This is a genomic window from Paenibacillus amylolyticus, from assembly GCF_051136285.1.
Lineage (GTDB): Bacteria > Bacillota > Bacilli > Paenibacillales > Paenibacillaceae > Paenibacillus > Paenibacillus amylolyticus_F.
Genome location: NZ_CP194938.1, coordinates 4,678,724 through 4,696,223, shown reverse-complemented (window position 1 = coordinate 4,696,223; position 17,500 = coordinate 4,678,724). Strand labels below are relative to the sequence as shown.

The window sequence follows — 17,500 nt, the reverse complement described above, 5'->3', positions numbered from 1 at the left end:
AGCTTGCTTTCAACCTGCGCGTTTACGGGCCTGCATGTTGTTCGTGTCTTCCTTGGGATAAACCGCCGCTGTCGCTTGAGGACGGAGGCGCACTTGTAACATTAGAAAGAGAATTCGATCGTATCGACGGCACGCTTTGCGCCTGCCACCGGTTTATGACATTCAATTCGGCTTAGTTCCAGTTGTGGATTCTCCACAATTTGAGACAGTACCCGCAGATAATCCTCGGTCAAGGTGCGGATCATCGATTCTTTGAACAGCTTGGTGGCGTAGAAGAAGCCCCCACTCAGTGCTCCGTTGTTTTCATACATAAACAGTGTCAGATCAAACTTTGCTTCTTCTAATTGGTCAAGCTCATAATTCTTCAGGCTGACCCCTTCCAGTTCAACGTCTTGTTCCTCGATATTTTGCAAGTCGAAAACGGCATCGAACAACGGGAAGCGCCCCGGTTCTCCCTTCACATTCAAACGCTCCACGAGCTCTTCAAATGGATAATCCTGATTCTCGAAAGCACCCAGAGCCGTCTCCTTCACTTCTTCAAGGTAGGATAAGAACGTTTTGTTGCCTGATGGACGATTGCGTAGTGCCAGCGTATTAACAAACATACCGATGATTGGTTCCAAATCGGCATTCGTTCTTCCCGCCACCGGGGTACCCACGATCAAGTCTTCCTGCCCGCTGTACTTGGACAGCAGCACCGTATATGCCGCAAGAAGCACCATGTAGAGCGTGCTTTCACGCTCGGCTGCCAATTGGCGTAACCGCGCAGAAAGGGAACCTTCGACATCGAAATCCAGATGCATGCCTTCGTAGTCGCGAACTGCAGACCGCTCGTAATCCATTGGCATATCCGACGTTGGCAGATCTCCTTCGAAGGTTTTCAGCCAGTATTCTTCCTGTTGCCCGATCCGGTCTTGATGAGCCTTCGACTGCTGCCAGACGGCATAATCCTTGTATTGAATGCGCAGTGGCAGCAGTTCTTCCCCGGCGTATAAAAGCGAGAACTCATCCATCACAATCGCCATAGATATGCCGTCGGACACAATATGGTGCATATCGAAAAGAAGAATGTGCATGTTTAGCCCCAGCTCAATGACCCCCGCTCGAAGCAGCGGCGGCTTCCCGAGATCAAACGGACGAACGAAGCCACGGATGATCTGCTCGATATGAGCCGCATCCTCTTGATCCGCTTGATGATGCTCAATCACAAAATCAACCTGTGGGTAAATCCGCTGAACCGCTTCCCCCTTCACGATTTCAAAACCGGTGCGTAGCGATTCATGCCGTGTAATCAATTTCCGCAAAGCATCTTCTAACCGGCCTAAATCAAGCTCACCTTCCAACTGAACCAGCTCTGGCATATTGTAAAGCTGATCTGCTCCGTCGAGTGTGTACTGAATAAAAAGCCTTTTCTGCGCGGAGGACAGAGGGTAGTACGCTCTCTCTTCCGCTTGAGGGATGGTCTCGTGCTCCCGCCGTTCCATCCGGGCAATAGCATCAGCCATCGCCGCAATCGTGGAGTGACGGAATACGTCACGCAGTGGCAAGTTGACGTTTAATTCCTTAAATACCTTGCCCGCGAGCGTCGTCGCTCGCAGGGAGTGACCGCCGATGTCGAAGAAGTTGTCGTAAACACCAATTTCCTTCGCAAGCCCCAGAACTTCCTGCCAAATTACTGCCAGCTTCGTTTCCAGCTCATTACGTGGTGCGACATACTCTGTTGCGCCTCCCGTTTCCCCTTCCGGCGCTGGCAGCGCCTTCCGGTCAATCTTCCCGTTCGGTGTCAGAGGCAGGTGATCCAGCTCCACAAAATACGACGGGATCATGTATCCTGGCAACTCCTGTGCCAGTGCGCTGCGCAGATCATTCACTGCCAGCTTGGCTCCAGGGTCCGGCGTATAGTATGCGCATAGCGCCTTCTCCCCGTTTGTATTACTTCGTACCAGCACCACCGTTTCGCGCACACCTTCCAGCCGCAGCAATTGCGACTCGATCTCGCCCGTTTCAATCCGGTACCCCCGGATTTTTGCCTGATTATCGATCCTACCAATAAAGTCTACGTTCCCGTCTTCCGTCCACCGCGCCAAGTCGCCTGTACGGTACAATCGCTCACCTACGGCGAACGGACTGTCTACGAACTTTTCTTCTGTCAGTTCTGGACGATTCAAATACCCGCGCGAGACCCCAATTCCGCCGATAACCAGTTCGCCAAGTACACCAACGGGTACCGGATTCAGACGTGTATCCACGATGTAGAACTTCGCATTTAACCATGCTTTACCGATTGGCACATGGCCTGTCTGCGGCAGCTTCGTCAACGGTTCATCGTAGAAACTGGTATCAATCGCCGCTTCCGTCACGCCATAGGCATTGATGATTCGGAACAGAGATCCAAAGCGTTCCTGCAAATTCCGATAATCCGCCACACTACAGCTGTCCGAGCTTGTGATGAGTAGCTCCATCCCGCTCATATCCAGCCCCTGCTCATACACGTATTCCATAAACGGCACGATTAACGCCGGCGTCGATTCGAAGATAGTCACCTGTTCCTGCTCGATCCAGTGGTGCAAACGAGACGGATCAATCCGATCGTCCTTCGGCACAATCACCATTGTGCCTCCGTTGTAAAGCGTACGCGCAATATCGCCCACGAACACATCAAACGAGAAACTGGCGAGCTGCAGCAGCCGCACAGGGAACTGATCTAACTTGTATTCCCGACGGTAACCCGCCGCCGTATTCACCAGACTACGGTGCTCAATCATAACGCCCTTCGGCTTGCCCGTTGTTCCCGACGTATAGATTACATATGCCAGATCCTCTGGACGTGCTTCATGGAAACTGTCCATGTCAACAACATCTGGATGACTCGCATCGTCATCGTTCAGCTTGCCGGAGTCGGAGCCCGCCGAAACTATAGCAGAATCTATCGGTGCATTTGCCCGCTCATCGCTATACGATTGCTCGTCGTCCAGATACAGTACCTTCGCCAGCCCCAATCCTTCTTCACCAAGCCAGACTTCGGCACGCTCTCGCAGCGGCGTTTGCGTCAACAGCACCTTCACTCCGCTATCCTCAAGCATGAACCGCACGCGGTCTGCCGGATAGTCCGGGTCAAGCGGTACATAGGCTCCGCCCGCTTTCCAGACGGCTAGTACAGCCACTAGCAGATCTACCGAACGCTCGGCAAAAATACCAACGATTGACTCCCGGCCGATACCGTTTGTGCGCAGTGTAGCCGCCAATCGGTTTGCACGCTCGTTCAGCTCTGTATACGTCAGGCGGTCGTCCTCGTACACAACGGCTGTCTCTTCCGATGTGTATTGCACCTGTTCCTCGAACAGACGGTGGAACGCCGCTACAGGAGCTGATTCCGGTTGCACCGGGTTAAACTCTTCGAGAATTTGCTCCTCTTCATCTGCCGTCAGCATGCTCAGCTCGGCAATCTTCGCATCCGGACGGCTTACAATCGTTACGAGCAGTTGCTCGTAATGTTTAGCCAGCCGTTCGATCGTTTCCCTTTTGTACAGAGCCGTCGCATATTCAAAGCTGTAATCCAAACCTCCGTTCTCTTCGCCCACATCCAAGCTGATATCAAACTTCGCGGTATCCAGCTCGCTTGCATAAGGAATCAGACGAAGCCCATCCAGCTCAAAATCTTCGTTCTCCGTATTCTGCATCGTAAACAGTGTGTCGAAGAGCGGATTGCGACTCAAATCACGGTTGACTTGCACCTTGTCCACCAATTCTTCGAATGGATAGTTTTGATGCTCAAAAGCATGGAGAGTCGTTTCTTTCACTTCGTTCAGGTATGACAGGAATGTCTTCTCCGAAGCCGGATAACTACGGATGGCCAGCGTGTTTAAGAAAATCCCGATTAACGGCTGCACATCTCCATGGTTCCTTCCGGCAATCGGCGTACCGACGATTACATCTTCCTGACCTGAATATTTGTGTAGAAGCACGTTATATGCCGCAAGCAGCACCATAAACAGCGTCGTTCCTGTTTCCGAGGCCAGCTGCTTCAGGCTGTCGGTTTTGGAAGCGTCGAAGAAATACTCCAGCGTCTGACCCTCATAGCTCTGCACGGACGGACGCGGATAGTCCGTCGGCATTTCGAGCACCGGAAGCTCGCCTTGGAACATACCCAGCCAGTATGCCTCCTGATGCTGAAGCCGTTCTTTCTGCTCCTGCGAGTGTTGCCAAACCGTGTAATCTTTGTACTGAATACGCAAAGGTTCCAATCGCTCTCCGCCGTACAATCGAACAAACTCTTCGACAAAGATTTCCATTGAGACGCCATCAGAAATGATATGATGCATGTCGTACATCAAAATATGGCGTTCGGGAGCAAGCTCGACTAGGCCTACCCTCAACAGCGGAGGTTTCGCCAAATCAAACGGACGGACGAAACGGCGAACAGTCTCTTCAGCCTTTTGCTCATCTCCTCGATAGAATTCCACGGCAAAATTCACTTCCTCGTAAATTCGCTGCGATGCTTCGCCATCTACCATTTCAAAACCGGTACGCAGCATTTCATGCCGCATTATGAGCTTGCGGAACGCTTCTTCGAACCTCGTCCGATCCAAAGCACCCTCCAGCAGCATTGCTTCTGGCATGTTGTAGCTAAGCTCCGCACCTTCCAATTGGTTCAGGATAAAGAGACGTTTTTGAGCAAAAGATTGCGGATACACCTCTCGGTCATCTGCCGCCGGAATAGAAACAAATTTCTGCTCATCCAGCTGAGAAATGGTAGCAGCCATGCTCTCAATTACGGAATGACGGAACACGTCGCGCAGTGGCAGATCCACATTCAATTCTTTATGAATCTTACTGACCAGCGTTGTTGCACGCAGAGAGTGACCACCGATGTCGAAGAAGTTGTCGTGAATGCCTATCGCCTTCTCAAGCCCCAGCACCTCCTGCCAAATCAACTCCAGCTTCGTTTCCAGCTCATTACGCGGTGCAACATACTCTACTCCACTTCCTGCTTCCCCTTCCGGCGCTGGTAACGCCCTCCTATCAATCTTTCCGTTCGGGGTCAGAGGCAAGTGATCCAGCTCCACAAAATACGACGGGATCATGTATCCTGGCAACTCCTGTGCCAGTGCGCTGCGCAGATCATTCACTGCCAGCTCGGCTCCAGTATCCGGCGTATAGTATGCGCATAGCGCCTTCTCCCCGTTCGCGTCACTTCGTACCAGCACCACCGTTTCGCGCACACCTTCCAGCCGTAGCAATTGCGACTCGATCTCGCCCGTTTCAATCCGGTACCCCCGGATTTTCGCCTGGTTGTCCATTCGGCCGATGAAGTCCACGTTGCCGTCCTCCATCCACCGCGCCAAGTCTCCCGTGCGGTACAAACGTTCATCCGCAACGAATGGACTGTCTACGAACTTTTCTTCTGTCAGTTCTGGACGGTTCAAGTACCCCCGCGCGACCCCAATTCCGCCGATAACCAACTCGCCAAGTACACCAACGGGCACCGGATTCAGATGTGCATCCACGATGTAAAACTTCGCGTTCAGCCATGCTTTACCGATTGGCACATGGCCTGTCTGCGGCAGCTTCGTCAACGGTTCATCGTAGAAACTGGTATCAATCGCCGCTTCCGTCACACCGTAGGCGTTGATGATCCGGAACACCGAGCCATAGCGTTCCTGCAAAGTTCGGTAATCCGCTACGCTACAGCTGTCTGAACTCGTGATCAACAGTTCCATCCCGCTTACATCCAGCCCCTGCTCATACACGTATTCCATAAACGGCACGATCAGCGCTGGCGTCGATTCGAAGATGGTCACCTGTTCCTGCTCGATCCAGTGGTGCAAGCGAGACGGATCAATCCGATCGTCCTTCGGCACAATCACCATTGTGCCTCCGTTGTAAAGCGTACGCGCAATATCACCCACGAACACATCAAACGAGAAACTGGCGAGCTGCAGCAGCCGCACAGGGAACTGATCTAACTTGTATTCCCGACGGTAACCCGCCGCCGTATTCACCAGACTACGGTGCTCAATCATAACGCCCTTCGGCTTGCCCGTTGTTCCCGACGTGTAGATTACATATGCCAGATCTTCTGGACGTGCTTCATGGAAACTTTCCATGCCAACAACATTTGCATGGCTCACATTATCGCCATCGTTCACAGCTCCCGTCAGCCTATCGGAGACCTTACCGGAGACAAAATCCGAAGCTTTACCCGAGCCCCTAGGCGCATTCGCCCGCTCCTCGCTGTACGACGCTTCGTCGTCCAGATACAGTACCGCTTCCAGTGAAAGTTCCTCTTCACCAAGCCAAGCTTCGGCACGTTCTCGTAGCGGCGTTTGCGTCAACAGCACCTTAGCTCCGCTGTCCTCAAGCATGAACCGCACGCGGTCTGCCGGATAATCCGGGTCAAGCGGTACATAGGCCCCTCCTGCTTTCCAGACGGCCAGCACGGCCACTAGCAAATCGACCGAGCGCTCGGCGAGAATGCCAACGATTGCCCCCCGACCAATGCTAATTGCACGAAGTGTAGCCGACAAACGGTTCGCCCGCTCGTTTAGCTCCGCATATGTTAGCCGGTTCTTCTCATACACAACAGCCGTATCTTCCGGCGTACATTCCGCCTGTTCTTCAAACAATCGATGGAACGCAGCAGCAGGATTCGATTCTGGCTGTGCCGGATTAAACGCGCCAAGGATTTCTTTTTCCTCTGCCGTCAACATGTTCAATTCAGCAATTTTTGCATCCGGACGACTTACGATCATCGCAAGCAATTGTCCAAAATGAGTTGCCAGCCGCCGAATCGTGCTTTCTTTATACAGAGATGTTGCGAATTCAAAGCTACACTCCAGGACACCATTTTCTTCCATAACATCTACACTCAAGTCAAACTTGGCCGAGCCGTAGTCGCTAGGGTATGGGGACAATTGTAGTCCTTCCAGATCCAACTCTTTATCCTCCAGGTTTTGCAGCGAGAACATCGTGTCAAAGAGCGGATTACGGCTCAAATTCCGGCTGACCTTCACTTTATCGACAAGCTCTTCGAATGGATAATTCTGATGCTCATATGCACCTAAGGTCGTTTCTTTCACTTCTTCCAAATACGAAAGGAAGGTCTTTTCCGAAGCAGGATAATTGCGGAGCGCCAGTGTATTGACGAACATACCGATTAAAGGCTGTGTGTCTACATGCGTTCTGCCCGCAATCGAGGTTCCGACGATCAGATCATTCTGACCTGTATATTTGTGCAAAAGAACTGTATACGCCGCAAGCAATACCATATACAGCGTCGCTCCTCTTTGAGTGGCCAACTGCTTCAAGCCTTCGTTCGTTCCAGCATCTACGAAGGACATCAAGGTTTGCCCTTCATAACGTTGTACGGCAGGACGTGGATAATCCGTTGGCATTTCCAGAACCGGCACTTCGTCTCGGTAACGATCCAGCCAGTAAGTTTCTTCTCGTTTCAATCGAACTTTTTGTTCATCTGACTGCTGCCATACTGCATAGTCCTTGTATTGAATGCGCAAAGGCTCTAATGACTCCCCGCCGTAAAGACGAACGAGTTCCTCTACTAACACGTCCATCGAAACCCCGTCGGAGATAATATGGTGCATATCAAACATCAGCAAATAACGTTCGGCGGCCAGCTCTACAAGCTCCGCCCGCAGCAGCGGAGGCTTTGCCAAGTCGAAAGGACGTATGAAGGCCTGCACGATTTCAGGCGCTTCCTCCTCACTCACATGACAATACTCCAGGGTAAAGTCGAAGCTCTCGTAAATGCGCTGTACTGCTTCACCTTGTACGATCTCAAATCCGGTTCGCAGCGTTTCGTGCCGTGCGATTAGTCCGAGGAAAGCCATCTCCAGCAGGCTCCGGTCAATTGATCCTTCCAACAGAAACACACCCGGCATATTGTAGCTCTGATCAGCCCCTTCCAGCTGATTCAGGATATACAGGCGCTTCTGAGCTGAGGAAAGTGGATAATATTCTCTTGCATCTGCCAACGGAATAGACGAGAACGACTGCTCTCCAACTCGAGAGATAGCGCAAGCCATCTCTTCAATTGTCAAGTAGCGGAATACGTCACGCAAAGGCAGCTCAACGTTCAGATCCTGATGTATCTTGCTCACCAGTGTCGTTGCCCGCAAGGAATGACCACCAAGGTCAAAGAAATTGTCATGAACGCCGATATGCGCCAGTCCGAGCACGCTTTTCCAAATTTCGGCCAAGCTGGCTTCCAGCGGAGTTCGAGGTAGTGTATGTCCTTCGCCTGATTGCAAACTCTCCTCCGGCGCCGGGAGAGATCTGCGGTCAACCTTACCGTTCGTCGTCAGCGGGAGCATCTCTAACTGAATTAAATATGCCGGAATCATATAGGCCGGAAGTTCCTGGGAAAGTACACTCTTCAGTTCGGCCGCCGGAAGCTCGTAATCCGCTTCATAATAGGCACAGAGTTGCTTCTCACCAGAAGCATTTTCTCTGGCGAATACCGTTGTTTTGCGAATCCCCTCTACTTTTTGAAGCTGAGCTTCGATCTCACCCAACTCAATGCGGAAGCCGCGGATTTTCACTTGATCGTCCGTGCGTCCCACGTAATCGATCGTGCCATCTGGCAGCCATTTCGCTAAGTCTCCTGTCCGGTACATGCGCTCTCCCGGTACAAACGGATTATCTACAAATTTCTCTGCCGTCAGCTCCGGTCGATTATTGTAACCCTGTACTAGGCCTTCTCCGCCTACGCAAAGCTCACCAGCCACTCCGATTGGCAGAAGCTTATTCTGACTGTCAACGATATACACTGTTGTATTACTAATCGGCCGTCCGATAGGCACGGTAACTGCCGACTCATCGATGAAGTCGACTGGCAGGTATGTGGTATAAACCGTGCTTTCCGACGGGCCGTACAGATGGTTGAGCCTGCCCGGTCCGATATGCGTGAGGGCTTTACGTACATGACCAACCGAGACGCGCTCTCCTCCGAACAAAATCGCCCGGACATCCCGCAGGCAGTCGACGTGCACATCTACAAGCACGTTGAAGAAAGCCGTCGTAATCAGCATGACCGAAATATGCTCCCGCTGAATGATATCTGCTAACTGGCCGATTTCCAGCAAAGTCTCGCGGGGAACGAGCACCAGTCGTGCTCCGTTGGTCAAAGCACCAAAAATATCAAAAATCGCTCCGTCGAACGAATAGCTTGAAAGCTGGAGGACATGATCCTGCTCGGTGATGTCGATATAATTCGTATTTCGTACAATCCGCACGATGTTGCGGTGCGAAACAAGGTTGCCTTTTGGCTTGCCCGTCGTACCTGACGTATAGATGATACAGGCCAGATCTGTCGCTTCGGTGCCCGGATTTAGATTGGTTCCGTCCTCGTGATAGAAGGATTCGTCATCCAGTAAAAGCACGGATTTCGAATCTGCCAAGTGCCCTTGCAAGTGGCTCTGTGTCAACATGACTTTTGCTCCCGAATCCTCGATTAAGAAACGAATACGCTCCTCTGGATATTCCGCGTCAATGGGTACGTAACCCGCTCCAGCTTTGTGTGCCGCCAGTATGCCAACCACCATTTCGATGGAACGCTCGGCCATAATGGCAACCAGTCGGCCTTTGGATATCCCGTGGCTACGCAAGGTACGGGCAAGACGGTTGACGCGTATGTTCAGTTCGCGGTAGGTCATCTCTTGTTCATTCAAGGTTATGGCAGCCGCATTCGGGATACGCTCCGCCTGGTCTTCGAACAATTGAATGAGTGTCTCCTCGCGCGGAAATTCCGTAGTTGTATCGTTAAAACGTCCAAGAAGGTCTGCTCTCTCTTCCTCGGTCACAAGCTCCAGCTCTCCCACGGTAATTTCCGGATGATCTGTCACCTGCTCCAGCAGATGCACCAGATGTCCCTTGAGCCGCTCGATGCTGTCTCTATCAAATACTTCAGCATTAAAGTCAAACCGAATTTCAATCTCGGCTCCCGGCGCCACAGTCACGTTGAAATTATAGTTTGTCTGCTCCTCCATCTGAACGTCAGCAATCGTCAGGTTGCCGTGCTGCTGGTCGCCCGCCTGCTCCATCTGCTCGTCCACCGGGTAGTTCTCAAAAGCAATGATATGGTTGACCAGGTTCTGTTTTTGCACGCTGTGTGCTTGTATTTCATAAAGCGGATAATAATCATAACCCCCGGATTCCAATGCCTGATCTTGGAGCTTGACCATCAGGTCGGCGAATGAGGTGTCCGCTTCACTCGTGACGCGGATCGGGACCGTATTGATGAATAGCCCGATCATAGACTCAATGCCCGGGATTTCTGCCGGTCTTCCAGCAACAACGCTGCCGAATACGGCGTCGTTTGTTCCGTTATATTTTTGCAGCATCACGCCCCAAGTAGCTTGAAGCAGCGTATTAACCGTAACCAGGCGCTGTTTCGCCACCCGATCCATCCGCTCGCTCAATTCCTTGCCCAGTTCGACAGTGACGTGATCAGCCGTAAACTTGCCGTTCAGTGCCGCTTCCTTTTGTCCTGGGAGTAGGGTTTGCCCTTCATAACCTTCCAGAAATGCTGTCCAATAGCGGGATGCCGCCTGATCATCTTGTTTCTCCAGCCATTCAATATAGGCACCATAATCCGATCCCTTATCTCCTGTTGGCTGCTTGCCGGATGCCAAGGCTGAATACGTCTCAAACAGCTCCTGCGTCAGCTGCGTCAGACACCAACCGTCCATCAAAATATGCTGAAAACTCCACAGCACATGATAGCTTTGCTCTTCAGTACGCAGAATCGTAACTCGAACAAGCGCATCATTTTCCATGTCGAATCCGCGAAGCTTGTCATCTTCGGATTTTTTATCCAGATACGCTTCTTTTTCGTTCGCTTTCAGATGGAGTAGCTCTTCATATTCAAAGCCAACCGGCTTATCGCGATATATGATTTGCAGCGGCTCTCCCGCCGGTCCGCTCACGAAATTCGCTCGCAGCACCAAATGACGCCTCGCAAGTTCCAGCCAGCTCCTCTCGAAAAGCTGCACGTCGAGTGCTCCTCGCATCGTAAAGCGTGTCTGCTCGAAGTAAGCGCCCGTTTGCCGATCAAGTGCGCTGTGAAACCACATGCCCTTCTGCATCGGAGTAAGTGAGTAAATATTTTCAATTTCCTCAAGATGGCCAGATCGCTGGGCAATTAGCTCCAATTCCGCGATGGTCAATCCTTTAAATTGTAAGTCGCTCGGCGTCAATTCAGTCTTTTCTTTGCCTACGCAGTGAGTAACCAGTTCTCGGAGACTTTGCTCAAGCTGCTGACCGAAGGCTTCCATCGTTTCCTTGCGATACTGCTTCCGGCTATAGCTGAGATCAAGTGATAAAACACCGTCAAGCACCATGCCGTTGATATCCAGCACAAAGCTACGGGCCTGCCGGTCACTGGCCGGGCTACCACTGGAATATGGAGATATGCTGATCTCGTCCTGATTGACATCATCATCGAACTGCCCGAGATAGTTAAAATTAATTTCCGGCTCTGCGCCCCAAACAAAAACATCCTCCGAGTTGGAAAGATAACGGCATATGCCGTACCCGAGTCCCTTATTCGGAATAAGGCGCAAGCTTTCCTTAACCTGTTTAATCTGATAAGCCAAGTCCCGGTCAGTTTCAGGCTCCAGGATCACTGGAAACTTGGTCGTAAACCAGCCAACTGTACGCGTAATGTCAATATCCGTTCCGATTGATTCACGTCCGTGTCCTTCGAGATTGATCCGCACCCGTTCATGTCCCGTCCACTTGCGAACAGCTATGCCAAGTGCCGTTACCAAAATATCGTTCATTTCAGTGTTGTAGGCCCGGTGAACCCGCTTCAGCAAAAGTTCCGTTTCTTCGGATGTCAGACGCACAAACAGCGATTCACTATCCTGTTGCGTCGTTACATCCGCCTCCATATCCTTCGGTATAACCGGAACCTCTATTTGTTCCACGGCCTGCCAATAGGCTCGTTCCTCTGCCATCTCCGGGCTCTGCGCGTAAGCAGTCAGCTGCTCCGACCAATGGAGATACGCATCCGTTTTCGCCGGAAAACGAATTTCCCCGCTTTTGACGGCCTGCTCGTAACCCAGAGCAAAATCCTCCATCAAAATACGCCAAGATACGCCGTCCACCACGGCATGATGAACCGCCAGCAGCAAATGATCGCCATCCGTGCACCGGAACAATCCTGCTTTCATGAGGGGGCCGAATTCTAGATCAATGCCCGCTTGAATGTCTGTTGCCTTTGTTTCCACATCCTGCGCGGTATTCTTTGCATCTTTGAAGTCAAACACGTCCAGCGTGAATAACCCGCTTTCCTGAATCGCACGATTCCGTGCGCTAAATCCTTGTTCTGTCTTGCTGAATACCATCCTCAAGGCGTCATGATGTTCGACCAGCATTTGTAGTACTTGACCTACTGCATCTTCGTCGAAGCGCTCCTTCCGGTACAGCATCACCGACTGATTGAAATGGTGTGAGTCCGCAAAAAAGCTCTCGAAAAACCAGTGCTGAATCGGCGTCAGCGCCGTTTCACCTGTTATTTCACCTTGATCGATGGTACGTCCGATCGGTTTTACATGCAGGCTGAGCTGCGAGATCGTCGGATATTTGAACAAATCCCGGATTTCCAGCTTGTACCCGGCTTGATGAAGCCGCGAAGATACTTGGATGGACTTGATCGAGTCTCCGCCAAGCTCAAAGAAATGATCCGTTACTCCAACACGATCAGCATTTAATACTGCCTGCCACACTTCGGTAAGCGTTCGCTCGGCTTCATTGCGGGGAGCTACGTACGTACCACTCGTCAGCGCGTTTCCTTCCGGAGCGGGCAGAGCCTTGCGATCAATTTTGTCATTCGGCGTAAGCGGCATCCGTGGAAGCTGAACAAAATGTGCCGGAATCATATAATTCGGCAATTTTTGCGCCAGCGCACTTCTCAGATCACCGATCGTAAGCGGGTGGCCCGCGACCAGGTAAGCGCACAGTTCTTGCCCGCTTTTGCCTTCCCGCGCGATTACGATCGTCTCCTGCACGGAGTCAATCTTCAGAAGCTGCTCTTCGATCTCGCCGATCTCGATTCGGAATCCACGAATTTTCACCTGATGATCGATCCGGCCCAAGTACTCCAGATTTCCATCTGGCAACCAGCGGGCGAGATCTCCCGTCCGGTATAGACGTTCTCCCGGGATAAACGGATGTTCCACGAACTTCTCTGCCGTCAGCTCCGGTTGGTTCAGGTACCCTCTCGCAAGCCCCACGCCTGCAACGCACAGCTCGCCGTCCACTCCTGGAGGCACAAGTTGCAGGTGGGCATCCAGTATAAAAATCTGGTGATTGGCCAATGGACGACCGATTGGAATGACTCTGTGCTGCGACTGCTCCTCATCCGCATCCCAAAGCGTCGTAACAATCGAAGCCTCAGTTGGTCCGTAAGCATTAAAATAGTGAACCTTTGTTTTCCATTGCTGCACGAATTCGGCCGATACCGCCGACCCTCCCGTTACAAGCTTTGTTAAACTGGGAAGGCGGTCCGGGTTCAAATGAGCACTGTACGTCGGAGGCAAAATCGCTGCCGTAATCGCATGTTTGTTCATATAACTCTCGAACAGATGAGTGTCGAGAATCGTCTCGGCCGTCGGGATATATAAAGCCGCACCAAAATAGAGCGCCTTGAACATTTCCCAGCAGGATGCGTCAAATGACAGGCTGGCAAATTGAACGATCCGGTCATGCTCTGTGATGCCCAAACTATCCGCAAACATCAGCTTCAAGCTGACTAAACCGCGATGCTCCAGCATAACTCCTTTGGGTTTGCCCGTCGTACCTGACGTATAGATGACATAAGCAAGATCATTTGGACCGCTAGCTGGCTCAAGGTTTGAGCCATCATCGTTATAGGCCTGCTTGTCATCTATAGCCAATACAGTTCCTTCGAATGCCACCTGCTGCAGCAATTCCTTTTGAGTCAGTAGCAGCTGCGCGTTTGAGTTCTCCAAAATATAGCGAATTCGTTCTTCCGGGTATTCCGGGTCGATTGGCACATAGGCACCGCCAGCTTTCAGAACTGCCAGAATGCCGACAACTGTCTCCAGCGACCTTCTGGCCATCAAACCTACCAGTTGATTGGGTAGCACACCGACTGATCGCAACGTCCGCGCCAGCCGGTTCGCCCGTTCGTTCAACTCCGCATACGAAAGCCGCTGCCCCTCAAAGACAACTGCCGTCGCTTCGGGCACACGCTGCACCTGCTCCTCCACGAGTTGATGGATCGTCCGATCACGAGCGTAGTCCTTCTCCGTGTCGTTGAAACTTTGCAACAATTGAATTTTCTCGTCCTCTGACAGCATCTCCGCCCGTACGATGTCCAGCTCCAGCTCATGAAGCCCTACAGTCAGCAGGCGATCTAGATGACCGACGACCCGAGTCATGAACTCGGAGTCATATAAGTGTTCATTATATGAGAGCGCAAGCTGTATCGTTCCCCCGGTTAAGCTGAATGTAAAGGAACAATCCGAGGCCATGTTTTGCCCGATCTCATCCAGATGTAACTCCTTAAGGGATACTAACGTATGGACGACGGGTATCCCGTCTATATATTGCAGATCCAGCTTCTCCGTCATTTTCAAGAAAGGAATATGTTGATGCTGAATTGCCTCCGGCAAGGAGGTTCTCAGTTCGCTCAAAAGCGTTTTAAAAGTTGTCCCCGTAGGAAGTGAGTTTTTCAAAATAACTGTATGATTAACGGAACGGCGTTCCTCCGCTTTTTTCCGTACAACTGGCATACCAACCAGAATGTCAGAAGTGCCTGTATATCTATGCAGGAGCGACTGAACACCAGCAAGCAAGATCATAAAAACAGCCAGCGGAGCGCCCTTGCTCATTTGAAGTACACGTTGTGCTGCTTTCTCCGAAAACGAACCGCTGACTGTTGTCATCATAGGTGCCAGTGATCCTGGAGTTTTGCTGTAAGGCAACCGCGTCAAGGTATAGTCATCGCTACCTAATGTTTCATTCCAAAACAACATTTCTTTTTCAAAAGCCACCTGGATCGTTCCCCTCTCTTCATCGGTAAAAGCAATCCGGCAGAGCATATACCACAGCAATGCTGCCCGCCTTTTCAAAAAATGTGACAACAAATGTCATGGCTCGCACAGGGTCACCATTCCACTTGTTCGGTTGATCACATGCGGTAGCCCTCTGCCTTGCAATTGTGCCATTAGTTCCCTGCGTAAAAGACAATAAAAAAACATAGGTCCTCACAAGAGGTGCTGCTTCTAGCTCCCCTGCTTCATTATGCATACTGCGGGCGAGCCACCCGAAAACGGGCTTAGGTTTAACATTTGGATTCGGAATTGAATATGGGGTGGGCTAGGGAGGTTCCTCCCATTGAAGTAAGACTAGCTGTAGGATTCCATGTGGACAGCAAAAAATCAGCCGTACCTATGGCTTCGGCACCTGAGCTGACTTTGCCGAAGGCTATGTCTAAGGGGTATTGATAGACTCTATGTACACTTTATACATCCCCCGCAGCCCTGATGTGGTTAAGTAAAGATCCGGCTGCGAGGTAGTGATCTTTTCCTGACGATTAGATGTGACGATGTGTGCTTCATAAGGTGAACAATGTTCCAATGGGATCAAAACGTTCCATTTTATTTGAGGGCTGCACGGCTCTCAGAACGCACTTCAATGCCTATTATCTCTGTAAGGGCAGCCCTGGCCTGCTCTACTTTAGGTTGTTACTAGCAAACTCTGTTTCTCCTGAGAGATCACCTGCTGAATACTGGACTTGATAATGTCGCATCCAGCAGCCAGATTCTCCATCGAAACGGTCAGCGGAGGCATGATTTTCAGCACCATGTCTCCTCTGCCAGCTCTTTCAATGATGAGCCCTTTCTCAAAGCTAAGCTCCGACATCTGCTTCGCCCCGGCTTCATCCGTGAAGCCCGAGACGTCGATGCCCCAGATCAGGCCAAGTCCGCGGGTGACGATGGACGGATGCAGAGGCTTGATTTCTTTATCAAGGAACGAGCGAACAAACTCTTCCTTCTGCTTCACTTGATCCTCCAGGGCAGCTCTGTCCCGGAACTCAAGAGCAGCCTTCGCGGCTACAAAAGCAAGCTGGTTACCACGGAAAGTCCCGTTGTGTTCACCCGGCGTCCAGAGATCAAGCTCGGGCTTCAGGAGCAGGAGGGACATTGGCAGTCCGTACCCACTAATCGACTTCGATAGAGTAATCAGATCCGGTTCGATTCCTGCACGTTCGAAGGAGAAGAATTCGCCTGTTCGGCCGCAACCGACTTGAATCTCGTCGGTAATGAGCAGAATATCATGCTTACGGCAAAGCTGCTGCAGCCCGCACAGCCATTGTGCGTCGGCAACATGAATTCCGCCTTCGGCTTGTACCGTTTCTAGCAGAATGGCAGCCGGCTTGTCGATTCCGGAATGCGAATCAGTCAGGATGTTCTCGATATAGCCGAGCGTATCCATTTTCGCAAAAGTCCCACTCGGGTGAGGCATAAACGTAACTCCGTCCAGAGGAAGCCCCGCCCCTTCTCTCATAGACTTGGAGCTTGTCGCCGATAGGCTGCCGAGCGACATGCCATGGAAGCCGCCCATGAATGCAAATATTCCAGTTCTTTTCTTCGCCTTGCGTGCGAGCTTAAGGGCCGCTTCCACTGCATTCGTGCCTGTTGGACCACAGAATTGCAGCTTGTAATTCAGCTTCTTGGGCTCCAAAATCCGCTCCGAAAAGCTCTGGATGAATTCACGCTTGGCCATAGTGTACATATCCAGACCATGCATAATCCGGTCTGAGGTCAAGTAGTCGAGAATCCGATCCTTGATATAATCGTTGTTATGACCGTAATTCAGTGCTCCTGCACCTGCGAAAAAATCAATGTATGCTTTTCCATCCTCAGAATACAACAGGTCTTCCTTAGCCCGGTCGAATACCACCGGAAAGCTTCTGCAATAAGATCTTACGTTGGACTCCAGCTTTTCAAAAATGCTCACGCGCTTCATCCTCCATCGGAATTGGGATAAGGTTAGCTTCATTCTTTCTGAACCTTCTGACGTCATCGAGCAACAAATTCTCGGCTGTCATTTTCCACAATTGTCGGTCCTTGCATGCCAGCTTGCTGGGTAGCCAGTGGACTGGTCTCTCGCGCACAGCTTAGGTATGTATAAAAACCCACCAATTCTATTTTTTAGTATAATTGGAAGGCGACCTATGTTGAATTATATCAAATTTCCAAAGAATGTATAGTAAAATTTTGGTTAAATTAGATCTTAGCAACATTAAATATTAATAATTCGACTGTTTCTAAATAATTTTGAGGAATTTCTAGAATTTTTTGTATTTTTTTGAGAGATTCGACTCTCCCTAACCCCTGAATATCTATTGGTAATTTTGGAATGAAAAACCTAAAATTTTTACTATTCCTCTGAATCCATGTACTTGAGATGACAATTCATCAAAATTTTCATCTCTCTTGTCACACTCTGG

The 17,500-nt window shown here is 50.9% G+C and carries 2 protein-coding genes; both read right to left on the bottom strand.

Annotated features, from left to right (window positions below; all coding sequences use genetic code 11):
* Positions 1-101: 101 nt before the first annotated feature.
* A complete protein-coding gene (locus ACR8BL_RS20600; RefSeq protein ID WP_434753191.1) occupies positions 102-15,086 on the bottom strand; it encodes an amino acid adenylation domain-containing protein in 14,985 nt (4,994 codons plus the stop codon).
* Positions 15,087-15,723: 637 nt separating this feature from the next.
* Entirely contained in the window at positions 15,724-17,007 is a 1,284-nt protein-coding gene (gene ectB, locus ACR8BL_RS20595; protein WP_434749290.1) for a diaminobutyrate--2-oxoglutarate transaminase, read from the bottom strand.
* Between the last annotated feature and the right edge of the window lie 493 nt (positions 17,008-17,500).

Excerpts from the sequence above, each read along its gene's own strand:
- ACR8BL_RS20600 (WP_434753191.1), bottom strand. The coding sequence starts at position 15,086 with ATGCTCTGCCGGATTGCTTTTACCGATGAAGAGAGGGGAACGATCCAG.